We start from the raw sequence: 22,840 nt of genomic DNA, 5'->3' as shown, positions 1-22,840 counted from the left end.
CGAGGGTCGAGGGTCGAGGGTCGAGGGTCGAGGGTCGAGGGTCGAGGGTCGAGGGTCGAGGGTCGAGGGTCGAGGGTCGAGGGTCGAGGGTCGAGGGTCGAGGGTCGAGGGTCGAGGGTCGAGGGTCGAGGGTCGAGGGTCGAGGGGAGGATAGCTGTGAGCGGGTACACGAGTCTGAACGTCTGGCACCGGGCCATGGACCTCGCCGCCGGCGTCTACGACGTCGCCCGACTGCTGCCGAAGACCGAGCAACTCGGCATGACAAGCCAGCTGCAGCGCGCCGTCGCATCCGTGCCGGCCAACATCGCGGAAGGCTATCAGCGCGGGAGCCGCAAAGACTACGCCCGGTTCATCGCCATCGCCCGGGGATCACTCGCGGAAACGGAAACCTTCCTGCTGCTCGCCGTTCGAGTGGGCCACCTGGAGCAGTCCGCGATCACATCGAGCCTTTCACTCGCCGACGAAGTCAGCCGAATGCTGACCCAGCTCAAGCGTCGCCTCGATGCTCCGCCCGGCCGCAGCTAGCGCCCCGCCCCGCCTTGCCCCTCGACCCTCGACCCTCGACCCTATCCCCACCGACCGGTTAACGCCGCCCGGGAACGTCGCAAATCCTTAACTGCGTTCGCACACGGAACCTCAAGCCGGGGCGCCTATGGTCAGCTTCAACGGGCCGCAATGAGCCCGAACTGATGGTGGGTGTTCCGGATGCTGTTTCTTCTGAACGACGTCGTGTTTGATCTGGACGAGGCCTGCCCGGTCACGCCCGGCGACGCGCGCCGGTTCGAAGCGCTGGATCTGGACTATGTGCTGGAGCTGGGTTGCGAGCTGTTCGCCGAGGACCCGCTGCTCCACCACACCGACCCGCAGCGCGCGCGCCGTCTGGCCTGGCTGATCCACGACCGCTCGCCGGACGTGAACGCCGCCCTGTTCGCCGCGCCGGAAGCAGGCTGCAATCCCGACCTGGTCGAGCCGCAGTTCTGCGCCCTGCCCGACATGGTGATGCGCCAGCTGAAGACCCGCGCCAGCAAGGGCAAGCTGGACGCCGTCGCCGCCGACAAGGCTGTCTGGATGCGTCTGGCCGCGTGACAGAATATCGCGCGGCGCGTCCGCGGCGTTGATTCTCGCGTAGCGTGCTCTATTGCTATCTTCTCGTTGTGCTTTCGGGGGATAGCCTATGACGGCCCGTCTTTTCAGAACCGTCCTGACCATGCTCGCCGCGCTGACGGCCTTCGTCGCCGCGCCGGCGCAGGCGCAGTGGCTGCGGGCCGAGACGGCCCACTTTGTCGTCTATGGCGCGGTCTCCGAGAGCCAGATCCGGGCGTACGCGAAGAAGGCCGAACGCTTCGACGCCCTGCTGCGCCGCTACTACCCCATCGAGGTCGACCACGAGATCCCGAAGCTGGACATCTTCCTGGCTGACGGGCGTCGCGACATGCTGCTGGCCTCGCCGGGGATCAGCGCGGGGGTCGGCGGCTACTATTCCCCGAACAGCGGGCGCATCCATGCGGTGGTGGATCTGGACGCCATGAGCGGCGACGTCGTGCTGTTCCACGAATACGCGCACCACTTCATGTTCCAGATGCGATCGAACGCCTACCCGTCGTGGTTCGTCGAAGGCTTCGCGGAATACTATTCGACCGCCGACATCCGGGACGACCGCTACCAGTTCGGCCGGCACAATCCCGGCCGGATGAACTCCCTGACCCGGGGGGCCAACACCTGGGCGCCGATGGAGGACCTGCTGACCTGGCGGTACACGGCGTCGGGCCGCTTCCCCGGCCACCAGTACTACGCCCAGGCCTGGGCGATGACCCACTACTTCATGAGCACGCCGGAGCGGACCCAGATGCTGGGCCGCTACCTGAACCTGGTCGTCAACGGGCAGGATTCGGTGTCGGCGATGCAGCAGGCGACCGGACGCACCGCCGGTCAGTTGCAGGACGACCTGCGCCGCTACCTGCTGGGCCAGATCAATGTCCTGACCCCGGCGATCGACATGCCGGACCCCGAGGTCGCCGTCACCCGCCTGTCCGCCGCCGAGTCCGCCCTGGCCTGGCTGAACATGCGTCTTGACGCGACCGCGGTGAAGGAACCGGCCCGCGACACGCCCCAGGATGAGACCGCCCAGCAGCGCCAGCGTCGGGAACGGGCTGAACGGGACGCCGCGGAGACGCGCGCGGCCCTCATCCGCGAGACCCTCGCGGTGGCGGCGCGCTATCCGGACGAGCGCATCGCCATCCTCGCCACGGCGAAAGCCCACCGCCTGGCGCTGGACCCCGTCGCGGCCATGGCGGCGCTCCAGCCGCTCCTGAACGACAACGAGACGGACGGGGAGATGTTGAGGATCGCCGGCTTCGCGACGCTGGACCAGGTTGCGTCAGCCGATCCGGAGGCCGCGGTCAGGCTGAGGCGTCGGGCCAGCGGCTATTTCGCGCGCGCGATGGATTCCGAGCCGCTGGATTTCCGGATCTATCTGGGCCTGAACGACACCCGCGCCGGCCAGGCGCAGTATCCGACGGACAACGATCTGGCGACGCTTGAGGTCGCGGTCACCCTGGCGCCCCAGTCCTTCGACGCCCGCATGCGACTGGGCGAGGCCTATCTCAGCCGGGGCATGCCCGATGCGGCGGTTCTGACGGTTCAGCCGGTCGCGAACAGTCCGCACCGCAGCAGCTATGTCCGCCGCGCCCGGAACCTGATCGCCGCCGCCCGGAACCAGACCCCCGACGAAGCGGCGGTCGAGGCGGAAGACGAGGAGGAGGAGGAAGGCGCGCCGGACGCGGCGTGAGCCCGGCCGTCCCGCCTCAGACCAGGGTGTTGAAGACGATGTGCACGATCGTCGCGCCCAGGGCGATGACGCCGAAGCCGAGGATCAGGCAGATCGCGGGATGGGGGCCGTCTTCGCGGCGGGCGGGGTGGTCGTCGAGCGGGTGATGCAGGGCCATGTCCGTTCCTTCGTTTCCAAAGGCGGGGCCCGATTGCGTGACCGGACCGTCTCGCCTGACTGAACAATGATCCCGATATCCCTTCGTTGCCAAGGGATATTCACTTTCGGTGACGAACCGATCCGGCGGAAAACCCCGCGTCAGGTGACTTTCGGCGCGGTCCGGGGTAGGTCGCGCGTCCCATGTCCAAGCTCTCTCTTCCCGAAGAAGCCGGTCGTCGCCGGACCTTCGCCATCATCGCCCACCCGGACGCCGGTAAAACGACGCTGACGGAACACATCCTGCTGTCCGGGGGCGCGATCCGCGCGGCGGGCGCGGTGCGGGCGCGCGGCGAGAACCGCCGCACCCAGTCCGACTGGATGAAGATCGAGAAGGAGCGCGGCATCTCGGTCTCGGCGTCGGTGATGACGTTCGAGCACGACGGCAAGATGTTCAACCTGCTGGACACGCCGGGCCACGAGGACTTCTCGGAAGACACCTATCGCACCCTGACCGCCGCCGACTGCGCCATCATGGTGCTGGACGCCGCCAAGGGCATCGAGCCGCAGACGCTGAAGCTGTTCGAGGTCTGCCGCCTGCGCGACATTCCGATCATCACCTTCATCAACAAGCTGGACCGCGAGGCGCAGGACCCGATGGCCCTGCTGGACGAGATCGCGTCCCGCCTGCAGCTGGACCCGGCCCCGATCTGGTGGCCGGCCGAAAGCGGCAACCGCCTGCGCGGCATGGTCGAGATGGGCACGGGCCGGTTCCAGCCCTACGCCAGGAAGCCCGCCGGCTCGAAGGAGGACGTGCCCCACCCCGACGCCCTGCCGCTGGCCGACGCCGCGTCGTATTTCGAGGACGGCGAGCACGAGGCCCTGGTCGAGGCGCAGGAACTGGTCGAGGCGGGCTATCCGGCGTTCAACATCCAGTCCTTCCTCGAAGGCCACATGACGCCTGTGCTGTGGGGCTCGGCCCTGCGCCACTTCGGCATCGACGAACTGCTGAAGGCCATCGGCGACTGGGCTCCCGCGCCCAAGGTCATGAAGGCCCGGAAGGAAGCCCCGCCCGAGACCCGCAACGCCCCCGCCCCGGTCGACCTGACCGTCGAGCCGGGTTCAAACGAGGTCACCGGCTTCGTGTTCAAGGTCCAGGCGAACATGGACCCCAACCACCGCGACCGCATCGCCATGTTCCGCATGGCCTCGGGCAGCTTCAAGCGCGGCATGAAGCTGAAGGTGCAGAACACGGGCAAACAGCTGTCGGTGAACGCCCCGATCATGTTCTTCGCCAGCGACCGTGAGCTGGCCGAGGACGCCTTCGCCGGCGACGTGATCGGCATTCCGAACCACGGCGTGCTGCGCGTCGGCGACAGCCTGTCGGAAAGCGGCCTGATCCGCTTCGCCGGCCTGCCGAACTTCGCCCCGGAAATCCTGCAGCGCGTACGCGTGAAGGACCCGCTGAAGGCCAAGCACCTGAAGAAGGCGCTGGAGGGTCTGGCCGAGGAAGGCGTGACCCAGCTGTTCCGCCCCGAGATCGGCTCTGATTTCATCGTCGGCGCCGTCGGCCAGCTGCAGTTCGAGGTCATGGCCGACCGTCTGGGCGAGGAATACGGACTGGACGTCATCTTCGAGCCCAGCCCCTATGCCGAGGCCCGCTGGATCAAGGGCGAGAAGGCCGACGTCGAGGACTTCATGGGCAAATACCGCCCGCAGATGGCCACCGACATCGACAGCGATCCGGTCTTCCTGGCCAAGTCGAGCTGGGAAACCGGCTACGTCGGCGAGCGCTTCCCGAAGGTGGCGTTCACGAAGACGAAGGAACGGGGCTGAGAACGCAGCCGCGAGGCCGGGCATCGCCCCGGCCTCGCGCTTCACCGCAGGGGGGCGCATGAAAAAGTCACGCGAGGATCGCATCCTGATGATCGTGCTGGTGGCCGGCGCGGCGGCGGCGGCCGCCTCGGCGATCAGCATCCTGATTGCATTTGCGATCGCCCTCGCCGGGGTCTTCGTCGGATAGGCGACGGAACGGCCGCGACCGTTAAGCAGGCCCACGGAGCCCGTTCGACCGCCGCCCTTGATCTAGGAAGAGGAGGCGACGGGTCCGGGCGTCCGGACAGGGACCTCCGGCCGGGTGAACATCGGCAGGAAGATCTGCAGCAGCGGCCCGGTGGTCGCCACGAACAGGACCGTGCCGACGCCGACGGTTCCGCCCATCAGCCAGCCCAGCGCGAGGACCGTCGCCTCGACGCCGGTGCGGACCCAGCGCACCTCCCATTTCGTGACCCGCAGCAGGCCGGTGGTGATGCCGTCGCGCGGTCCCGGCCCCAGGCCCGCTCCGATATAGGCGCCCGTCGCGACGGCGTTCAGAAGGACGCCGGCGATCAGGAAGACGGACCGCAGCCACAGGGCGTCCAGCGGCGGCAGGACCCGCAGACACAGGTCCGCCACCGTGCCGATCAGCAGGACGTTGCAGATCGTGCCGATCCCCGGCTTCTGACGCAGCGGGATCCACAACAACAGCACCAGAAGGCCCACACCGTTGACGACCAGCCCCATGCTGACGCCGGTGACGTCGGACAGACCCTGGTGGAAGACGCTCCACGGATTCAGGCCGAGCTCGGCGCGGACCATGAGCGCGATGGAGAGGCCGTACAGGAACAGGCCGAGTTGAAGCTGGGTGAAGCGGCGCAGGAACATGCGCCAGACCCTGGCAGAACCGGCCTTGTTTTATAGAGCCACTTGGTGGACGGTGGCCCTGTGAACGCGCCCATCGTCAACACCGTCGCCCTGACCCGCCAGTTGAAGGACTGGCGCCGGAGCCATGCGGACGAGACCGCCTACCGGGGCCTCGCCGAGGCCCTGAAACGACTGGTGCTGGACGGGCGACTGCCGCTGGACGCGCGGCTGCCGGGGGAGCGGCGGCTGGCCGAGGCTCTGGGGCTGAGCCGGATCACGGTCAGCAGCGCGCTGGACCGACTGCGGGCCGACGGCTTCGTGGTCAGCCGCGTGGGCTCAGGCAGTTTCACCGCCCTGCCGCCCGGACCGGCGGGCCGCCGCGATCCGCTGAACCACCGTGACGCGGCGGGGGTGATCGATATGGCGACGGCGGTTATGCCCGCCGGACCGCATGTGCACGCCGCCTACGCCCACGCCCTGGCCTCCCTGCCCGCCCATCTGCCGGGGCACGGCTACGGTCCGGTCGGTGTCACCGCCCTGCGCCTCGCGGTGGCGAAGACCTATGACGCTCTGGGTCTGAAGACCTCGGCGGACGAGATCGTGGTCACGGCCGGCGCCCAGAACGCGCTGGCCCTGCTGCTGCGCTCGCTGGCCCGGCCCGGCGATGCGGTGGTGATCGACCACCCGACCTTCCACCACGCCATTGACGCCATCGTCCGGGCCGGTCTGAAGCCCGCGCCGGTCGCCCTGCCGTCCGAGGGCTGGGATATCGAGGCGCTGACCGCGACCATCGAACGGGTTCGCCCCCGCCTGATCTATCTGATCGGCGCGCACCATAATCCGACCGGCCGGGTGATGACGGCCGGGGAAGAAGCCGCCATCGCCGCCGGCGCCCGCCGGGCGGGGGCGATCCTGATCCTCGATGAGACGCTGAGGGAGCTGGGTTTCGACGCGTCGCCGCCGCCGCCCGTCGATCACGGCGACCACGTGGTTCGCCTGGGCTCGATGAGCAAAAGCTGGTGGGGCGGTCTGCGGATCGGCTGGATCCGGGCCGCATCGGGCGTGGTCGAGGCCTTGGTCCGCAGCCGGGCCTCGATGGATCTCGGCGTCCCGATCATCGAACAGTTGGCGGCGGCGGCCCTGCTGGCCGGCGACCCGGCGCCCCTGGACGAGCGGCGACGGCAACTGGCCGCGCGCGAGGCCCATCTTCGCGCCCGGCTGGCGGCGTCCATCCCCGATTGGGAAGCCGCCCGTCCGGCGGGCGGGCTGTCGCTGTGGGTCGGACTGCCGCGCCCCGCCAGCGAGGCGCTGGCGGAGGCGGCGGCGCGCCTGGATGTGCGGATCGCGCCGGGGGCCCGGTTCGGCGTCGGCGGCGCCTTCCAGCGCTTCGTCCGCCTGCCGTTCACCCTGCCGGAGACCGAGCTGGATCAGGCGGTCGACCGGCTGGCGAAGGCGTGGGCCCTGCTGGACCGGAAGCCGCGTCGGACGCCGCCGCGGAACGAGGGCGTGGTGCTGTAAGGCGTCTGCGACACAGGCCGGCCTTCCTTCCGTCACGCGCGCGTGGTTCTCTGTGCGCGTGAGACGGCCGGGGCGTGCCGTGGAGGATTCGATGTCACTCGCGGCCATGCTGGCCCTTCTGTCCCTGTCGGGCGCGCAAGCCGCGCCGGACTCGCCCCTGCCTTACGAGGGAGTGGTGCGCTGCGCCGGCCTGACCCAGGCGGCGTCGGAGCTGGAAGGCGGGGAGAGCAATGACGGGCGCGCCCTGTATGACGCCGCCCTCTACTGGTCCCTGACCGCGACCCAGGCCGCCGCGGCCATGGGCCGGAACGCCGCCCTCGCCGAGACCGAGCAGACCCGCGCCCGCATCCGCGCCGTCCGTGAGCTGAGCGCCGACAACGCCGACGCCCGGGCCGAACTGCAGCGCTGCCGCGCCCGCGCGCCCCGTCTGGGTTGAGGTTTTTTCAAGTCGAACCACCCGCGCGGCGCTGCGTTTGCTTGGAGACCGTCCGGGGACACATCGTCCGTCCCGAAGCGGGACGGGCCCGGAGCTGGCGTACATGTTCGAATTCGGCCGTGATCTGAGAAAGCTGTTCGAGAAGGCCCGCGAAAGCGAGGACCTCGGCTGGCTGGAGCTGATCGGACCCGATCTGGTGCAGATCGAGGCGCGGCGGGAGGCCGTCGACGCCGGGCGGATCTCGGCCCGGCGACCGTTCGACGGCTGGATGCGCGCCTCGGCCCTGTGGCGGGAGCATGCGCGCCGGACCGGCAGCCGCGCCAGTCTGGAACGCGCCGCCTCGGCCGCCTCGGACGCCGCCCGGCATACCGGCGACCTGGATCAGACCGCCGCCGCCGCGATCGAATCCGCCGCCATTCATCTGCTTCGCTTCGACCTTTTCGGCGGCCCCGCGACCCTGACCGCCGCCCTGTCCGATCTGCAGGCCCTGACCTGCGAACGGGCCGCCACCCGGTCGTCGGCCGCCGCCCTGCACGCCCGCGTGTCGGCCCGCCGGGCGCGCCTCAGCGGCGAGACGTCGGCGCTGATGGACGCCGCCGCCCTGCTGGACGCCGCGGTCCACGACGCCCGCGTCCTGCCCCCGCCCGTGGCGGACGAACTGCGGCTCGACCGCGCCGCCCTGCTGCTGGAGGCGGGGGTGGCGCGCCGCGACCCGCGCATGCTGGATCAGGCGGGACGCGATCTGCGCGCCCTAGTCGAGACCGCGTCGTCCGACCAGCGCCCCCTGACCCGCGCCCGCGCCCTCGCCCTGGCCGGGGCGGGGATGATCGCGCTGGCGACGCTGGCGAAGGACACGACGGCCGCCGCCCAGGGTCGCGCCCTGTTTGACGCCGCCGCGGACCAGTTCACCCCGGATCACAGCCCGCTGGACTGGGCGGCCGTCCTGCTGGCCGGCGTCGCCGAGCACAGCCCGCTGATCGTACTGGCGCAGGCCGAGGCCATGACCTGCGAGCCGGGCCTGTTGCTGGGGGCGCTGGTGCGCGAGCGCAGACTCGCCGCCGAGGTCGCCACCGCCGAAGCCCTGGGCGATGTGAAGGGGCTGGTCGGTCTGGAGGCCGCCGTGCGCCGTCGCCTGTCCGAGGCCGGGCGCGCCCGTCCGCTGGACTGGGCCGCCGATCAGATCAGCATGGCGAAACTGGCCATGGCCCGCGCCCGCCTGACCGGCACGCCGGCGCGGATGGTGGGCCTGATGCTGGCCGAGGCGCTGGAGACGGCCCGTGAGGAGGGCGCGCCCACGCTCGCCGACCGCGCCGTACTGGCCATGCCGGAAGCCGCCGGCCGACCCGCCGCCTGACCGGCGTCCGTTAGCCGCCCAGCGCCACGAAGCCGCCGTTGGCGTGTCCCGGCTTGCCGTAGCGCAGCGGAGCGCCGTCTTCGGCCATGACCCGTCCGCCCGCGGCTTCCAGCACCGCCTGCCCGGCCGCCGTGTCCCATTCGGACGTGGGGCCGACCCGCGGATAGGCGTCGAACCGCCCCTCGGCGATCAGGCAGAATTTCAGCGAGGAATCCATGCCCTGCCATTGGGCGCAGCCGTAGCGGACGCCCAGACGGTCGGCTTCCTCATCGGTCAGGCTGTGGCTCATCAGGGCGATCGGCGCCGCCGGGCGCTCCCGCACCTGGATGGGCGCCCAGGCCTCGCCGAACCGGCGGCGGAAGGCGCCCTTTCCGGGGGCGCCGCTGCGCCAGGTGACGCCGGTGGCCGGGGTCGTCACCACGCCCGCGACCGGCGTGTCCCGATGGATCAGGGCGATGTTGACCGTGTAGCTCTCACGGCCCTCGACGAAGCCGCGCGTGCCGTCCAGCGGATCGATCAGCCAGAACCATTCCTTCAGGGTCGCGGGCGCGCCCTCGGCCGCCACCTGTTCCTCGGCCACGGCCTGCACGCCGGGATAGAGGGTCGCCAGGCGGTCCAGAATAAGGGCTTCCGCCTCCCGGTCCGCCCGGGTGACGGGGCTGTCGTCGGCCTTGGTCTCGGCCACGACGCCGTTGCGCCAGTAGGGCAGGATCACGCGGGCCGCGTCCTCGGCGATGTCGGCCAGGGCTTCGGCCAGGGCGCCCGAGGCGAGGTCGGCGATCAGTCGTTTGCTCATGCCGGGACCGATAGAGCATCCCGGCGGTTTGAAGAACCGGCAAATCAGGTCAGCCTTGGGGATACTCCGCACGCTCTCTCCCGGACCCGATGACCGACACCGCGCCGACTCCCGCCCTGCCCGACGGACAGGCCCTCGCCACCCTCATCGCCGGCAAGCTGTGCCATGACTTCATCAGCCCGGCCGGCGCGATCAGCTCGGGTCTGGACCTGCTGAAGGACCCGACCGCCCAGGACATGCGCGACGACGCCATGGGCCTGATCGAGGCCAGCTCGAAGAAGATGATCGCCCTGGTGAATTTCGCCCGCGTGGCGTTCGGGGCCGCGACGTCGGCCGAGCGGTTCTCGGGCGCCGAGCTGGGCGTGCTGGTGACGGGCCTGACGGAAGGCGGCCGCGCGACCCTGGACTGGGCCGTGACCGAAGGGACCTATTCCAAGCCGCAGGCGCGGGCGCTGGTGAACCTGGCCTATCTGACCATGGCCGCCCTGCCCTCCGGCGGGACCGCCACGGTGCGCACCCACATCGCCAGCGACGGCATTGTGATCGAGGGCCGGGCCGAGGGACCGCGCGCGCGGCTGAAGGGCGAGGCGGTGGCCGGTCTGGCGGGACAGCCGCTGACCGAGGGCCTTCCCGGCCAGTGGATCCAGCCCTACTGGCTGTGGCTGACCGCCCGCGACGCCGGCGGCGCGCTGGACGTCCAGACCGAAGAGGGCCGGGTGTCGCTGACCGCCCGCATGCCTAACTGAGGCTTAAGCCGGTTTCCCAAGGACTCGTTAACCGGGTCGGGGCGATCATAAAGGACAATGCACACGCGGGCGTTGCGGCCCGAGTCGCCTTCAGGATATGCGCTTGACCCCCAGGACCTGTCTGATCGTCGACGACAGCCGGATCATCCGGAAGGTCGCGCGGCGCATCGTCGAGGGCCTCGGCTTCGAGGTCGATGAAGCCGCCGACGGCTCCGAGGCCCTGGCCTTCTGCGCCGGCCTGCTGCCCGAGGTGATCCTGCTGGACTGGTCGATGCCGGTGATGGACGGGCTGACCTTCCTTCGCCGCCTGCGCGCCCTGCCCGGCGGCGACGCGCCCAAGGTCCTGTTCTGCACCATCGAGACCCGCGCCGACCGCATCGCCGAGGCCCTGTCCGCGGGCGCCGACGACTATGTGATGAAGCCGTTCGACGGCGAAATCCTGAGCTCGAAATTCGCCGAGGTGGGGGCCGTCTGAACCCATGTCGCCGGAGGATTTCGATCGCCTGCAATCGCTGATGGCCTCGCGCGCGGGGTTCCGGCTGGCGCGCGACCGGATGAAGCTGGCCGAGCATCGGCTGGGGCCGGTGGCCCGCCGCGAGGGGTTCGAGACTGTGGACGCCATGCTGGCCTCGCTGTGGGCCAAGCCGGTGGCGACCCTGGGCTGGGCGATCATCGAGGCCCTGCTGAACCCCGAAACCTGGTTCCGCCGCGACCGCCCGACCTTCGACACCCTCGGCAAGGAACTGCTGCCCGCGCTCAGCCGGGCGCGCAGCGGCCAGCCGGTGCGCATCTGGTCGGCCGGCTGCTCGACCGGGCAGGAGGCGCTGTCGATCGCCATGACCGGGCTCGAGATCGGCGCGCCGGTCGAGGTGACCGGCACCGACCTGTCCCAGCGGGCGCTGGAGAAGGCCCGCACCGGCGCCTACACCGGCTTCGAGATCCAGCGAGGTCTGAAGGCCGAGACCATGCTGCGCTGGTTCGACCAGACCGACGAGGCGTGGATCGCCAAGCCGCAATTGCGCGCCGCCGTCCACTTCGCCCGCGCCAATCTGCTGGACGCGCCGACGGACGACGTCCGGTTCGACGTCATCTTCTGCCGGAACCTGCTGGACGACGTGGACCCCGCCCGTCGGACGCAGGTGCTGGACAATCTGGAGCGACGACTGGTTGATGACGGCGTCCTGTTCCTCGGACCGGACGAGCGGATCGACGGCGACAGCGTGGCCTTCCGCGCCGTGTCCGGCCGCCGCGGCCTGTTCGTGAAGGCGCCCTCGTCGATCCGTCGCGCGGCCTGATCCCCCTTCGCTAATCCGCCGGGATGCCCTAGCGTCGCCGTCGTCTGGACAGGGGAGCGTCTTCATGCGGCTGTGGTGGCTGATCGGATCTCTGGTGATCGCGCTGGGCGTCGGGGTGCTGACCCTGCAGGTCCCCCGGCCGGCCCCCGCCACGGCGCCCGCGACCGCCTTCTCGAGCGACCGGGCGATGATCGACATCCGGGCCATCGCCCGACAGCCGCACCCGGTCGGCTCGGCCGAGCATGTCCGGGTGCAGGCCTATCTGACCCAACGGATGGGCGCGCTGGGCCTGCAGACCTCGACCCAGACCGGCCCGCTGTCGCCGGGCGCCATCCGCCGGCTGGAGCGGGCGGGGGGCGATCCGGCCGCCGCCGACTACAGCGTGACCAATCTGGTCGGCGTCCTGCCAGGGCGGGATCCGACCCTGCCCGCCGTCGCCCTCATGGCCCACTACGACACCACGGTGAACTCGCCGGGGGCGGCCGATGACTCCAGCGGCGTGGCGGCGGTGCTGGAGACGGTCCGGGCGATCCGGGCGCGGGGACCGGCGGACCGCACGCTGGTGGTCCTGCTGACCGACGGCGAGGAACTGGACCTGGACGGCGCCCGCGTCTTCTGGGGCGGCCACCCCCTGCGCGACCGCATCGGCGCGGTGGTCAACCTTGAGGCGCGCGGCGGCGGGGGCCGGGCCATGATGTTCGAAACCGGGGTCGGCAATGCGGAGACCGTCGCCCTGTTCGCCGACAGCGCCCCCCGGATCGGGGGCGGGGTGACCTCCAACGCCCTGGCGGTGTTCGTCTACCGCCAGATGCCGAACGGCACGGACTTCACCATCCCGGCGCGGCGCGGGGTGCAGGGGCTGAACTTCGCCTTCATCGGTCGACCCGACCAGTACCACGCGGCGTCCTCGACCCCGGATCAACTGGATCAGGGCAGCGTCCAGCACATCGGCGCCCAGGCGCTGGAGAGCGCCGACGCCCTGCTGCGGGCGCCCGCCCTGCCGGCGGCCGGACGCGACGCCGTCTTCGCCGACCTGTTCGGCCGGATCATCATCCACTATCCGCCGGAGACCGGCTGGATCCTGTGGGGTCTGGCGGCGGGGCTGCTGGGCGCGGCCTGCGCCCTGGCCCGCAGGCGCATGGGGCTGACCGCCGCCGAGGTGGGCCGCGGGATGGTGGACGGCCTGTGGTTCCTGTCCGCCGGATGGGTGGTCCTGCACGTGGTGCGCGCACTGGGCGGACCGATGGCCGGACGCATCGACAGCGCGGACGCCTACTACACCCTGCTGGCGCGACTGCCCTGGCTCGAGGCGGGCGCCGCCATCGCCGTCCTGGCGATGATCCTCGCCGTCCTCGGCGGCCGCGCCCGGCCGGATCGCCGGGTCTCCGCCGGCGCGCTTGCGATGCTGACCCTGGCCAGCGTGCCGCTGGCGGGCCTGAGCTGGCCCGTCCTGATCGCGGGCGGCATGGCGGCGGGCCTGTCCCTCGCGCCGCAACTGGCCGCCCGGACCCTGTGGGGCGGCTGGACCGGACTGATCGCCCTGATGCTCGTCCTCGCGGCCGGCGCCCAGGCGGCGGCGCCCGGAACGGCCTTCCTCCTGCTCTGGCCGGCCCTGCTGACGGCCGGGGCGGCGATGGTCGCCGCCCTCCACGACCCCGCCTTCCTCAAGCCGACCGCCCCCCTGCCCGTCGCGCTGACGGCCGTGCTCGGCGGCGCCTGGCTGGTCGGCCTGGCGCATCCGGTCTTCCTCGGAATCGGCATGGACCTGCCCGGCGTGCTGGCGATCCTCGGCCTGCCCGGACTGATGCTGGTGCGGCCGCTCGGCCCGGACGGCGCCGCTCGCCGCCCCGTGCTGATGATCGCCCTGGCCGTCCTGCTGCTGGGCGCGGGCCTGTCCGGCGCCGCGACCCTGGTCGAGCCCATGATCGCGGCCGCGACTCCCTGACAGGCTCAAGAGACTGGCGGATATCAGCTTTCCGACATCGGCCTTCGCTCGACGCCCGGCCGGAAGATGAACGGATGCGTCATTTCTGGACGCATGGAACGGGAACTTCGCAAGGACAGAAAGAGAACATCTTGTGAACCGGAACAAAACGTGTCCATAGTCCGCCTCACACAACGAGGGGGCGGGTCCGTGGCGGGTCTCTCCCGAAACCAGATGGGAATCATGGCAAGGGAGACGAAGGCAATGTCACAGGCGGCTCTGAAGTTGGTAGGCAAGGAAGACGGCGACAAGCAACGCGCTCTGGAGGCGGCGATCGCCCAGATCGATCGCGCCTTCGGCAAGGGCTCGGTGATGAAGCTCGGCAAGGCCGGGCAGGTCGCGGAGATCGAAAGCGTTTCGACCGGGTCGCTCGGTCTGGACATGGCCCTGGGGATCGGCGGTCTGCCGGTCGGCCGGGTGATCGAGGTCTTCGGACCGGAATCCTCGGGCAAGACGACCCTGGCCCTGCACACCGTCGCGGAAGTCCAGAAGAAGGGCGGCGTGGCCGCCTTCGTCGACGCCGAACACGCGCTGGACCCGGTCTACGCCCAGAAGCTGGGCGTCAACCTGGACGACCTTCTGGTGTCGCAGCCCGACACGGGCGAGCAGGCGCTGGAAATCGTCGACACCCTGGTGCGCTCGGGCGCCGTGGACATCGTGGTGGTCGACTCGGTCGCCGCCCTGACGCCGCGCGCGGAAATCGAGGGCGAGATGGGCGACAGCCTGCCCGGCCTGCAGGCGCGCCTGATGTCCCAGGCCCTGCGCAAGCTGACGGCCTCGATCAACAAGTCGAAATGCATCGTCCTGTTCATCAACCAGATCCGCCACAAGATCGGGGTGATGTACGGCTCGCCCGAAACCACGACCGGGGGCAATGCGCTGAAATTCTACGCCTCGGTTCGTCTGGACATCCGCCGCACCGGCGCCATCAAGGACCGGGACGAGGTGGTCGGCAACACCACCCGCGTGAAGGTGGTCAAGAACAAGGTCGCCCCGCCGTTCCGCGAGGTCATCTTCGACATCATGTACGGCGAGGGCATTTCCAAGCTGGGCGAGGTCATCGACCTGGGCGTCAAGGCCGGCATCATCGAGAAGTCGGGCTCCTGGTTCAGCTATGACTCGACCCGCATCGGTCAGGGTCGCGAGAACGTTCGCGCCTTCCTGAAGGCCAATCCGGATGTGTCCGCGGCGATCGAGAAGGCCGTGCGCGCCTCGACCAACAAGATCGCCGACGACATGCTCGGCACGCCCGAGCCGGACGAGGGGCAGGACCTGGAGGGCTGATCGCCCTCCCCCTGCCTTCGCGGGGGACGAGCGGCCCGGACGCCCGGGACTGAGACGAAGCCGTCTGGGCCTGCAGCGCCCGCGTCCTTCGCACGCCTTGACCGGCGACATCCCGGGCCCGGGCTTCGGCTCCTTCGCGCCGCCTGCAGACACTTCTCCGATCCGGTCCGGCGACCCGCCATCCGACCCCGCCGGGCCGGGACCGGACGGAGCGGCCGCTCAACTCCCCGCCGGGGTTGAGCGGCCTTTTTTTCGTCAGGGCAGGAGGACCGGCCCCATGTCGCCGCAGTGGTAGATGAACTCTTCGTCGTAGTAGGCCGTCGGGATGTAGGGCACCGACACCTGGGCCGCGTACATCGGATCATAGCTGGTCACGCAGGTGTCGGTGACCGTGCCGAGCGGCTGGGTCTTCGCGGCGTCCGCGTAGTAGGTGTAGGAGAAGGCCAGCGGATAGTACTGGTTGTCGTACCAGGTGTAGCCGCCGTTCGCCATCGCGGTGGCGGAGCCCAGGGTGGCCAGAACGGCCGTCAGGGCGCCGAGGCCGAGGGTCTTCAGCTTCATCACATCCTCCAATGCAAGTTGCACGACATGTGCAATCCCGAGTTGGCAGGCCTGTAACCTTGAGCTGCAAGTCAAATAGCTGTTACCGCAACGGTTGCCGAACGGTCCGCGCCCACACGCCCTTCACACCCGCCGCCTTCGGCGTCCGCTCCCCGTGCGATCCGCTCCGGTGATCCGTCATCCGGCCCGGCGAATCCGGGCGGTCCCGTCCTGCCCTCGAGCGGGTCCGGCCACAGACTTCCCGGATGAAGCAGGCCTCCCGCTGTAACGCCCTCATGAGAGAGCTCTGCGTCGGACCGGGTTGGTGCGGCGGGGTCATCGACGGCGAGCCGGGCCACGTTGACGTCCATAGTCCTGAAGCCGGTCCGGTCACCGCCGGGCAGGGCGTCGACGGGCTTCCGGAGGCTGAAGGCTTCGCCGCACTGACCCATCCGGCGGAGTACGGGAAATGGCGCGCGCGGCTGATCCCTGTGTTTGTTCGACAGATGGGCGCCGACACCGTGGCGCCGCCGAACTCCAATGGGACGCGCCCTGACCGAAGCGGGGCGCGGACAGGTGATTTCCCTCCGAAATCCCTATATGACGCCCGGTCTTCCCCCGACGCCGTCCGGCGTCCGGCCCCCGCTAGCACGATCGTTCTTATGACCAGCCTGAAACAGATCCGCTCGACCTATCTCGATTTCTTCGCGGCCGACGGCCACGAGAAGGTCCACTCGGCTCCGCTGGTGCCGCAGAACGACCCGACGCTGATGTTCGTCAACGCGGGCATGGTCCCGTTCAAGGACTACTTCACCGGCGCCGCCAACCCGCCCTGGCCCCGCGCCACCAGCTCGCAGAAATGCGTGCGCGCCGGCGGCAAGCACAACGACCTGGATAACGTCGGCTACACCGCGCGCCACCTGACCTTCTTCGAAATGCTGGGGAATTTCAGCTTCGGCGACTATTTCAAGGAACACGCGATCGACCGCGCCTGGTCGCTGGTCACCAAGGACTTCGGCCTGTCGCCCGACCGGCTGATGGTCACCGTCTACATCGACGACGATGAGGCCTTCGACATCTGGAAGAAGGTCACCGGCTTCCCGGATCACAAGATCGTCCGCATCGCCGGCAGCGACAATTTCTGGGCTATGGGCGACAACGGCCCCTGCGGCCCCTGCACCGAGATCTTTTACGACTACGGCGACCACGTCGCCGGCGGCCCGCCCGGTTCGCCCGATGAGGACGGCGACCGGTTCGTGGAGATCTGGAACAATGTCTTCATGCAGTTCGAGAAGGAGAACGACCAGATCGTTCGCAGCCTTCCGAAGCCCTCGGTCGACACCGGCATGGGGCTGGAGCGGATCGCCTCGGTGCTGCAGGGCAAGAACTCGGTCTTCGACACCGACCTGTTCCAGACCCTGATCGCCGCCTCGGAAGAGGCCACCTCGACGAAGTCGGATGAGGCCCATGCGTCGAGCCACAAGGTCATCGCCGACCACCTCCGCTCGTCCTCCTTCCTGATCGCGGACGGCGTGACGCCGTCGAACGAAGGGCGGGGCTATGTCCTGCGCCGCATCATGCGCCGCGCCATGCGCCACGCCCACCTGCTGGGCGCCGCCGACCCGCTGATGCACCGTCTGGTGCCGACGCTGGTGAGCGAGATGGGCGAGGCCTATCCCGAGCTGAAGCGCGCCCAGCCCTTCATCGAGGACACGCTGAAGCAGGAGGAGATCCGCTTCCGCACCACCCTGTCGAAGGGCATGGCCCTGTTCGACACCGCGGTGCAGGGCTTCCGCCCCGGCGACATGCTGGACGGCCAGACGGCCTTCACCCTGTCCGACACCTACGGCTTCCCGCTGGACCTGACCCAGGACGAGGCCCGCCGTCGCGGCTTCTCGGTCAATGTGGACGGCTTCGAGGCCGCCATGGCCGAGCAGCGCCAGCGCTCGCGCGAAAACTGGAAGGGCTCGGGCCAGACCGCCAACGCCGCCGAATGGCTGTCCGTGCGCGACCGTCTGGGGCCGACGGTCTTCACCGGCTATGACGCTGTCGAGGGCTCGGGCGAGGTCCTGGCCATCATGAACGGCGGGGCACCGGTGGACTCGGCCGAGGCCGGCGACATCGTCGAGGTCCTGTTCGACACCACCCCCTTCTACGCCGAGAGCGGCGGTCAGGCCGGCGACCACGGGACCTTCGAATGGCCCGGCGGTGAAGCCGAGGTCATCGACGTCAAGAAGCACGCCGGCGACCTGCACGTCCTGTCGGCCCAGATCACCGCGGGCAGGCTGGAGATCGGCGCCCGCGCGGCCCAGACGGTCGACGCCGGCAAGCGTCTGACCACCCGCGCCAACCACTCGGCGGCCCACCTGCTGCACACGGCGCTGAAGAATGTGCTGGGCGCGGCCGTAGCCCAGAAGGGCCAGATGGTCGACGCTGAACGCGCCCGCTTCGACTTCAGCCACGCCGCCCCGGTCACCGAGGACGAGCTGGCGGCCATCGAGGCCGAGGTGAACGCGGTCATCCGTCAGAACGTCCCGGCGGAAACGAAACTGATGGCCCCCGAGGCCGCCATCGAGGCCGGCGCCATCGCCCTGTTCGGCGAGAAGTACGGCGAGGAAGTCCGCGTCCTGACGCTGGGCCGCTCGCTGGTCAGCGACAACGCCCCCTACTCCGTCGAACTGTGCGGCGGCACCCACGTGGCCCGCACCGGCGACATCGGCCTGTTCAAGGTCATTCAGGAAACCGGCGTCGCCTCCGGCGTTCGCCGGATCGAGGCCCTGACCGGCGAGGCCGCGCGTCTGTACCTGGAAGGACAGGCCGGGGTGACCCGCAAGCTGGCCCGCGACTTCAAGGTCCAGACCGGCGATGTGGCCGGCCGGGTCGAAGGTCTGCAAACCTCGGTCAAGGCGCTGGAGAAGCAGGTCGCCGAGCTGAAAAAGCAGCTGGCCCTGGGCGGCGGCTCGGGCGCCAATGCGGCGCCGGAAGAGATCAACGGCGTCAAGCTGATCGCCCGCGTCCTCGACGGCGTGGACGGCAAGGGCCTGCGCGGCGTGGCCGAGGACTTCCGCAAACAGGTCGGTTCGGGCGTCGTCGCCCTGATCGGCGTCACCGACGGCAAGGCGGCGGTCACCGTCGCCGCGACCTCGGACATCGTCGGCAAGGTCAATGCGGCCGATCTGGCCCGCGCGGCGGTGCTGGCGATGGGCGGTCAGGGCGCGGGCGGCAAGCCCGACTTCGCCCAGGGCGGCGCCCCGGACGGTTCGAAGGCCGAGGACGGCCTGGCGGCGGTGCGGGCGGCGCTGGGCTAGGCGTTCGACGTCGGCAGGTCCCGGATGAAGGCTTCAGAGAAGCCTTCTCCGGGCACGTGTTTCTCTTCCCGGACATCGAAAAGCTGGTCCGTGAACCGGTAGACCTCGATCCGGTCCCCGAACACTTCCAGCTGCAGATTCTCGAAACCGGGCTCATCGAAGTTCAGGACGAAGGTCGGCCAGTAGCCGGGACCGATGTAAGGCCGCGCGCCGTCGAGCCTCTCCATCAGCGCCAGAAGGTCGGCCATAACCGCCCGCACCTCGGAACCGTATTCGTCGGGGCGTTCCGCCACCAGATCTTCAACGGTCTGCCCGACGTCGGCCCAGGAGCCGCTCACGCCCCGTCGCTCTGCAGATCGATCGCCGCCAGTTGCCAGCGGAACAGGCCGCGGCGTTCCAGGATCAGGGCCAGGTGCTGGTCCGGGTGATCGCGGTCCGTCAGGGTCACGGCGAAATGGTTCAGGTCGCGGTAGCCCCAGGCCTGATGGATGTCCCGGCCGTCCTTTGCGTCGCCGGGCTCGGGTGGAGCCGGCCGGGTCGGATCGGGCGCCTCGGCGGTGTTGACCATCCGGGCCAGCACCTCGGGGGTGACCACCGCGTCGACCGCGCCTTCGAGGATCATCGGCGCCAGCATCATGCCGAGGGCGCCGAGACCCCGCTCGGCCAGCCTCGGGTCGTCGCCGACCCGACGAACCAGTTCCTGCTGGAGTTCGTCCTTCAGACTTTGGCGCAGGGCCGGAAAATCGACCAGCTGCTCCAGCTTCTGCGCATCGCCGGCGCGCGCAGCGCGGATCAGCGCCTGCCCGGTGAGGACGGGCGCAAGACCCCAGGCGGCGGCCAGCAGGACCACCGCCGCCAGCAGAGCGCCGGTCAGCAGTTTCTTCGTCATATCCTTCCCTCTGGCGTCGTAACGCCTCCCCACCGCCACGGTTGCCCGAGTCCGGGGACTTGCGCCAGAGGAAGTGGTCAGCCGCCGTTCTTCGAGGCCGGCGGCGCGGCGACCGGCGCGGGCGCGGGCCGGGCCGCCGGCGAGACGCCGTCAGGCAGACCGATATGGACCAGACGCCAGTCAAACGGGCCCCGACGTTCGAAGGTGAAGACCGTCTTCGAGCCCCCTTCGTCCGTCACCGCCATCCGGGCGCGATTGACGCCCCAGAAGACCGGTTCGGGGAAGGGATCGCGGCGCTGCTCCGCGCCCGGAACGGCGGTGCGCTGGGAGGCATAGCGGCCTTCGCCCCGGGTCAGGGCGCCGACAGCGGCGGGCGTCAGATAGGTGTCCGGGGTGGGGCCGAGGGCGGGAACCGCCTGCTCGAACTGACGCCGGACGGCGCCGATCGGATCCTCAAGGAAGGAAGGCGCGGGCGCCTGGGCCGCGGGATTGCCGGTCAATTGTGGACGCAGCGACTGGCGCACGGCCGTATAGTCGATCAGGCGCGACAGGGCCGCCGCATCATTCGCGTCCGCTGCGGAACGGATGGCGAAGAAGGCCACGCCGGGCGCGGCGAAGAAGCTGACCACCGCCACGATGATCGCCGCCAGAACAAGCCGTCCGATGATTTTCACGCCCGCCCTCCGTTAACCGCAACCACAATGCACGAACCGGCGGATCGCTCAAACGAAAGGCCCGCCGGACGCGAATCCGGCGGGCCTTTGCTTTTGGGCCGCGGTCAGAAGGCTCCGCCTTCTCGACCCGACGCGGCCTGGCGCTTGAGCGCTCAAGCAGCGAGCGACCGCGTCGCGAGCGTCAGCGCCCCGGCTTAGGCCGCCAGTTCCTTCGTCAGGTTCTCGGCGACCTTGTCGAGGAAGCCTTCGGTCGACAGCCACGACTGGGTGTCGCCGACCAGCAGGGCCAGGTCCTTGGTCATGTAGCCGGCCTCGACGGTGTCGACGACGACCTTCTCGAGGGTGTCGGCGAAATTATCGAGGGCCGCGTTGCCGTCCAGCTTGGCGCGGTGCTTGAAGCCGCGGGTCCAGGCGAAGATCGAGGCGATCGAGTTGGTCGAGGTGGCCTCGCCCTTCTGGTGCTGGCGGTAGTGACGGGTCACGGTGCCGTGGGCGGCTTCGGTTTCCAGCACCTTGCCGTCCGGGGTCATCAGGACCGAGGTCATCAGGCCCAGCGAGCCGAAGCCCTGGGCGACGATGTCCGACTGCACGTCGCCGTCGTAGTTCTTGCACGCCCAGACGAAGCCGCCCGACCACTTGATCGCGGCCGCGACCATGTCGTCGATCAGACGGTGCTCGTAGGTCAGGCCGCGGGCCTTGAACTCGGCCGCGTAGTGCTCGTCGAAGACAGCCTGGAAGATGTCCTTGAAGCGGCCGTCGTAGGCTTTCAGGATGGTGTTCTTGGTCGACAGATAGACCGGGTAGTTGCGCTGCAGGCCGTAGGCGAACGAGGCGTGGGCGAACTCGGTGATCGAGGCGTCCAGGTTGTACATGCCCATGGCGACGCCGGCGCCCGGCGACTTGAAGACCTCGTGCTCGATCACCTCGCCGTCGTCGCCGACGAACTTGATCGACAGGGTGCCGGCGCCCGGCATCAGGAAGTCGGTGGCCTTGTACTGGTCGCCGAAGGCGTGACGGCCGACGACGATCGGCTGGGTCCAGCCCGGAACCAGACGGGGCACGTTCGAGCAAATGATCGGCTCACGGAAGACGACGCCGCCCAGGATGTTGCGGATGGTGCCGTTCGGCGACTTCCACATCTTCTTCAGGCCGAACTCCTTCACCCGGGCCTCGTCCGGGGTGATGGTGGCGCACTTCACGCCGACGCCGTGCTTCTGGATGGCGTGGGCCGCGTCGATGGTCACCTGGTCGTCGGTGGCGTCGCGGTTCTCCATGCCCAGGTCGTAGTAGTCCAGCTCCAGGTCCAGGAACGGGAAGACCAGCTTGTCCTTGATCATCTGCCAGATGATGCGGGTCATTTCGTCGCCGTCGATGTCGACGATGGGGTTCTCGACCTTGATCTTGGCCATGCGGATGCTGCCTCTGCCTTAGGGGAATATGAAAGGGTCGGCGGGGGTATAGCCCCGTCTCCCCGGGGCGCAAAGCCCGACCGGGCATGATGCGGGTGATCGCCGTTTACCCTGCCCCGAAAAAGTCTTTCACGGCCAAGGTGAACGCCGGACCGACGGGGCTCGTTGGCCTTTCAGACGTTCGAAGACTGATCAGACGGGGCGCATGACCGATGACGTGGACCAGCTCACGGAGCAATGGATTCTCACCTTCTGCGAGGCCCCGGTTCTCGTCGATCCGGAACTGATGCGCCGCGTCCTCGCTGACTACGAACGCAGGTTGAAGGAGCGGCAGGATGGCCGAGGAACTGCACCCGGGCGACCGGGTCGAGTGGCGACACAGTCAGGGCCGCAGCACCGGAAAGGTGATCCGCAAGGCGACCCGGCCGACCCGCATCAGGGATCACAAGGTCGCCGCCTCGGTGGACCATCCCGAGTACATCGTGGAGAGTGCGAAGACCGGAGCCCGGGCCGCGCACAAACCGTCCAGCCTGCGAAAGCTCTGACCTTCAGGGGGAATACGCCATGCGCGCGATGATCCTGACGACAGCGGCGCTGATCCTTCTGGCCGGTTGCGGCCGGGAGGAGACCGGCGACGCCTCCGGTCCCGCCCGCTCGCCGGACGCGACGGCCACCCCCTCGGCGCCCGCCGTCGCGGAAGCGCCGCCGCCGGCGCCGGAGATGCGGGAGTTCCGCGAATGGCGCGCCGCCTGCGACAACGGCAACGCCTGTGTGGCCTGGGGCGGCTCGGGCGACGGCTGGATCCGGATCGCGATGGACCCCGGACCGGACGCCGCCCCGCGGATATCGGCCGGCAGTTGGGCCTTCGGCGACGCTGACGGCTCGCCGGAGACCCTGGGGCTGAAGATCGACGGGCGCGACTACGCCTTGCGCGGCGGAGCGCGCGACGCCGCGAACGCAGGGACCGCCGCAGACCGTGCGCGCGCCATCCTCGCCGCCCTG

The 22,840-nt window shown here is 69.7% G+C and carries 23 protein-coding genes and 1 pseudogene; 16 read left to right on the top strand and 8 right to left on the bottom strand.

The features are described 5' to 3' along the window. Positions 1-156 precede the first annotated feature (156 nt). From ACLQ7T_RS13825 to ACLQ7T_RS13815, 3 genes are all read left to right on the top strand, one after another. Positions 157-525: a four helix bundle protein gene (locus ACLQ7T_RS13825; protein ID WP_420479943.1), complete on the top strand. Its 369-nt coding sequence runs from the start codon at positions 157-159 to the stop codon at positions 523-525. A 180-nt stretch (positions 526-705) separates the two neighbouring features. Beyond that, positions 706-1,086, top strand: coding sequence for a hypothetical protein (locus tag ACLQ7T_RS13820; protein ID WP_420479942.1), 381 nt, complete (start codon positions 706-708; stop codon positions 1,084-1,086). A gap of 88 nt (positions 1,087-1,174) precedes the next feature. Further along, on the top strand, positions 1,175-2,788 hold the full coding sequence (locus ACLQ7T_RS13815; protein WP_420479941.1) for a DUF1570 domain-containing protein: 1,614 nt from the start codon (positions 1,175-1,177) through the stop codon (positions 2,786-2,788). Positions 2,789-2,804: 16 nt separating this feature from the next. On the opposite strand, the gene ACLQ7T_RS13810 is transcribed toward ACLQ7T_RS13815, so the two are convergent. After that, entirely contained in the window at positions 2,805-2,945 is a 141-nt protein-coding gene (locus ACLQ7T_RS13810) for a hypothetical protein (protein ID WP_420479940.1), read from the bottom strand. A 182-nt stretch (positions 2,946-3,127) separates the two neighbouring features. Between ACLQ7T_RS13810 and ACLQ7T_RS13805 the strand changes: the two genes are divergently transcribed. After that, positions 3,128-4,759, top strand: a complete 1,632-nt coding sequence (locus tag ACLQ7T_RS13805; protein WP_420479939.1) for a peptide chain release factor 3 — start codon at positions 3,128-3,130, stop codon at positions 4,757-4,759. 58 nt (positions 4,760-4,817) lie between these two features. Continuing rightward, positions 4,818-4,946 carry a hypothetical protein gene (locus ACLQ7T_RS13800; protein WP_420479938.1) on the top strand — a complete coding sequence of 43 codons (129 nt, stop codon included), beginning with the start codon at positions 4,818-4,820 and terminating at the stop codon, positions 4,944-4,946. Positions 4,947-5,008: 62 nt separating this feature from the next. Here ACLQ7T_RS13800 and yczE read toward each other — a convergent pair whose 3' ends face one another. Continuing rightward, entirely contained in the window at positions 5,009-5,626 is a 618-nt protein-coding gene (gene yczE, locus ACLQ7T_RS13795) for a membrane protein YczE (RefSeq protein ID WP_420479937.1), read from the bottom strand. A 60-nt stretch (positions 5,627-5,686) separates the two neighbouring features. On the opposite strand from yczE, the gene yczR reads away from it, so the two are divergent. From yczR to ACLQ7T_RS13780, 3 genes are all read left to right on the top strand, one after another. Beyond that, entirely contained in the window at positions 5,687-7,123 is a 1,437-nt protein-coding gene (yczR, locus tag ACLQ7T_RS13790) for a MocR-like transcription factor YczR (RefSeq protein WP_420479936.1), read from the top strand. A 91-nt stretch (positions 7,124-7,214) separates the two neighbouring features. Then, positions 7,215-7,559, top strand: coding sequence for a hypothetical protein (locus ACLQ7T_RS13785; RefSeq protein WP_420471602.1), 345 nt, complete (start codon positions 7,215-7,217; stop codon positions 7,557-7,559). Positions 7,560-7,662: 103 nt separating this feature from the next. Beyond that, entirely contained in the window at positions 7,663-8,913 is a 1,251-nt protein-coding gene (locus ACLQ7T_RS13780; protein WP_420479935.1) for a hypothetical protein, read from the top strand. A gap of 10 nt (positions 8,914-8,923) precedes the next feature. On the opposite strand, the gene cysQ is transcribed toward ACLQ7T_RS13780, so the two are convergent. Further along, entirely contained in the window at positions 8,924-9,709 is a 786-nt protein-coding gene (cysQ, locus tag ACLQ7T_RS13775) for a 3'(2'),5'-bisphosphate nucleotidase CysQ (RefSeq protein ID WP_420479934.1), read from the bottom strand. 89 nt (positions 9,710-9,798) lie between these two features. Between cysQ and chpT the strand changes: the two genes are divergently transcribed. The 5 genes from chpT (at position 9,799) to recA (ending at position 15,018) form a co-directional block, all read left to right on the top strand. Continuing rightward, positions 9,799-10,455: a histidine phosphotransferase ChpT gene (chpT, locus tag ACLQ7T_RS13770; protein WP_420479933.1), complete on the top strand. Its 657-nt coding sequence runs from the start codon at positions 9,799-9,801 to the stop codon at positions 10,453-10,455. A 97-nt stretch (positions 10,456-10,552) separates the two neighbouring features. Next, entirely contained in the window at positions 10,553-10,930 is a 378-nt protein-coding gene (locus ACLQ7T_RS13765; RefSeq protein ID WP_420471606.1) for a response regulator, read from the top strand. A gap of 4 nt (positions 10,931-10,934) precedes the next feature. Continuing rightward, entirely contained in the window at positions 10,935-11,750 is an 816-nt protein-coding gene (locus ACLQ7T_RS13760; protein ID WP_420479932.1) for a CheR family methyltransferase, read from the top strand. A 64-nt stretch (positions 11,751-11,814) separates the two neighbouring features. Continuing rightward, on the top strand, positions 11,815-13,695 hold the full coding sequence (locus tag ACLQ7T_RS13755; protein ID WP_420479931.1) for a M20/M25/M40 family metallo-hydrolase: 1,881 nt from the start codon (positions 11,815-11,817) through the stop codon (positions 13,693-13,695). Between the two features lie 243 nt (positions 13,696-13,938). After that, the gene (gene recA, locus ACLQ7T_RS13750) at positions 13,939-15,018 is read left to right on the top strand and encodes a recombinase RecA (protein WP_420471609.1); all 1,080 of its coding nucleotides are present in this window, start codon (positions 13,939-13,941) and stop codon (positions 15,016-15,018) included. A gap of 255 nt (positions 15,019-15,273) precedes the next feature. On the opposite strand, the gene ACLQ7T_RS13745 is transcribed toward recA, so the two are convergent. Further along, on the bottom strand, positions 15,274-15,579 hold the full coding sequence (locus ACLQ7T_RS13745) for a hypothetical protein (protein ID WP_420479930.1): 306 nt from the start codon (positions 15,577-15,579) through the stop codon (positions 15,274-15,276). Positions 15,580-16,220: 641 nt separating this feature from the next. On the opposite strand from ACLQ7T_RS13745, the gene alaS reads away from it, so the two are divergent. Continuing rightward, a complete protein-coding gene (alaS, locus tag ACLQ7T_RS13740) occupies positions 16,221-18,866 on the top strand; it encodes an alanine--tRNA ligase (protein WP_420479929.1) in 2,646 nt (881 codons plus the stop codon). Here the strand turns inward: alaS and ACLQ7T_RS13735 are convergent. The 4 genes from ACLQ7T_RS13735 to ACLQ7T_RS13720 all read right to left on the bottom strand — a co-directional run bounded on the left by ACLQ7T_RS13735 (position 18,863) and on the right by ACLQ7T_RS13720 (position 21,838). Next, positions 18,863-19,204: a hypothetical protein gene (locus ACLQ7T_RS13735; RefSeq protein WP_420479928.1), complete on the bottom strand. Its 342-nt coding sequence runs from the start codon at positions 19,202-19,204 to the stop codon at positions 18,863-18,865. The genes alaS and ACLQ7T_RS13735 overlap by 4 nt on opposite strands. Beyond that, entirely contained in the window at positions 19,201-19,755 is a 555-nt protein-coding gene (locus ACLQ7T_RS13730; RefSeq protein ID WP_420479927.1) for a DUF2939 domain-containing protein, read from the bottom strand. The genes ACLQ7T_RS13735 and ACLQ7T_RS13730 overlap by 4 nt, the downstream gene beginning before the upstream one ends. 77 nt (positions 19,756-19,832) lie before the next feature. Then, positions 19,833-20,429, bottom strand: coding sequence for a DUF2939 domain-containing protein (locus ACLQ7T_RS13725; RefSeq protein ID WP_420479926.1), 597 nt, complete (start codon positions 20,427-20,429; stop codon positions 19,833-19,835). A gap of 194 nt (positions 20,430-20,623) precedes the next feature. After that, on the bottom strand, positions 20,624-21,838 hold the full coding sequence (locus tag ACLQ7T_RS13720) for an NADP-dependent isocitrate dehydrogenase (RefSeq protein WP_420471613.1): 1,215 nt from the start codon (positions 21,836-21,838) through the stop codon (positions 20,624-20,626). A gap of 335 nt (positions 21,839-22,173) precedes the next feature. Here ACLQ7T_RS13720 and ACLQ7T_RS13715 point away from each other — a divergent pair, with 335 nt between their 5' ends. Together ACLQ7T_RS13715 and ACLQ7T_RS13710 are read left to right on the top strand one after the other, a co-directional pair. Continuing rightward, complete coding sequence (locus ACLQ7T_RS13715; protein WP_420479925.1) at positions 22,174-22,383, top strand: hypervirulence associated TUDOR domain-containing protein; 210 nt, start codon at positions 22,174-22,176, stop codon at positions 22,381-22,383. Between the two features lie 19 nt (positions 22,384-22,402). Further along, positions 22,403-22,840, top strand: a pseudogene (locus ACLQ7T_RS13710) (hypothetical protein); the annotation flags it as partial.

Source organism: Brevundimonas sediminis, assembly GCF_048799765.1.
Lineage (GTDB): Bacteria > Pseudomonadota > Alphaproteobacteria > Caulobacterales > Caulobacteraceae > Brevundimonas.
This window is presented reverse-complemented; position numbering and strand designations above follow the sequence as displayed.

Bases quoted from the DNA above. Each gene is read 5' to 3' on its own strand.
- ACLQ7T_RS13820 (WP_420479942.1), top strand. From the start codon at position 706: ATGCTGTTTCTTCTGAACGACGTCGTGTTTGATCTGGACGAGGCCTGC.
- ACLQ7T_RS13815 (WP_420479941.1), top strand. From the start codon at position 1,175: ATGACGGCCCGTCTTTTCAGAACCGTCCTGACCATGCTCGCCGCGCTG.
- ACLQ7T_RS13810 (WP_420479940.1), bottom strand. From the start codon at position 2,945: ATGGCCCTGCATCACCCGCTCGACGACCACCCCGCCCGCCGCGAAGAC.
- ACLQ7T_RS13805 (WP_420479939.1), top strand. From the start codon at position 3,128: ATGTCCAAGCTCTCTCTTCCCGAAGAAGCCGGTCGTCGCCGGACCTTC.
- ACLQ7T_RS13800 (WP_420479938.1), top strand. From the start codon at position 4,818: ATGAAAAAGTCACGCGAGGATCGCATCCTGATGATCGTGCTGGTGGCC.
- yczE (WP_420479937.1), bottom strand. From the start codon at position 5,626: ATGTTCCTGCGCCGCTTCACCCAGCTTCAACTCGGCCTGTTCCTGTAC.
- ACLQ7T_RS13785 (WP_420471602.1), top strand. From the start codon at position 7,215: ATGTCACTCGCGGCCATGCTGGCCCTTCTGTCCCTGTCGGGCGCGCAA.
- ACLQ7T_RS13780 (WP_420479935.1), top strand. From the start codon at position 7,663: ATGTTCGAATTCGGCCGTGATCTGAGAAAGCTGTTCGAGAAGGCCCGC.
- cysQ (WP_420479934.1), bottom strand. From the start codon at position 9,709: ATGAGCAAACGACTGATCGCCGACCTCGCCTCGGGCGCCCTGGCCGAA.
- chpT (WP_420479933.1), top strand. From the start codon at position 9,799: ATGACCGACACCGCGCCGACTCCCGCCCTGCCCGACGGACAGGCCCTC.
- ACLQ7T_RS13765 (WP_420471606.1), top strand. From the start codon at position 10,553: ATGCGCTTGACCCCCAGGACCTGTCTGATCGTCGACGACAGCCGGATC.
- ACLQ7T_RS13760 (WP_420479932.1), top strand. From the start codon at position 10,935: ATGTCGCCGGAGGATTTCGATCGCCTGCAATCGCTGATGGCCTCGCGC.
- ACLQ7T_RS13755 (WP_420479931.1), top strand. From the start codon at position 11,815: ATGCGGCTGTGGTGGCTGATCGGATCTCTGGTGATCGCGCTGGGCGTC.
- recA (WP_420471609.1), top strand. From the start codon at position 13,939: ATGTCACAGGCGGCTCTGAAGTTGGTAGGCAAGGAAGACGGCGACAAG.
- ACLQ7T_RS13745 (WP_420479930.1), bottom strand. From the start codon at position 15,579: ATGAAGCTGAAGACCCTCGGCCTCGGCGCCCTGACGGCCGTTCTGGCC.
- alaS (WP_420479929.1), top strand. From the start codon at position 16,221: ATGACCAGCCTGAAACAGATCCGCTCGACCTATCTCGATTTCTTCGCG.
- ACLQ7T_RS13730 (WP_420479927.1), bottom strand. From the start codon at position 19,755: ATGACGAAGAAACTGCTGACCGGCGCTCTGCTGGCGGCGGTGGTCCTG.
- ACLQ7T_RS13720 (WP_420471613.1), bottom strand. From the start codon at position 21,838: ATGGCCAAGATCAAGGTCGAGAACCCCATCGTCGACATCGACGGCGAC.
- ACLQ7T_RS13715 (WP_420479925.1), top strand. From the start codon at position 22,174: ATGGCCGAGGAACTGCACCCGGGCGACCGGGTCGAGTGGCGACACAGT.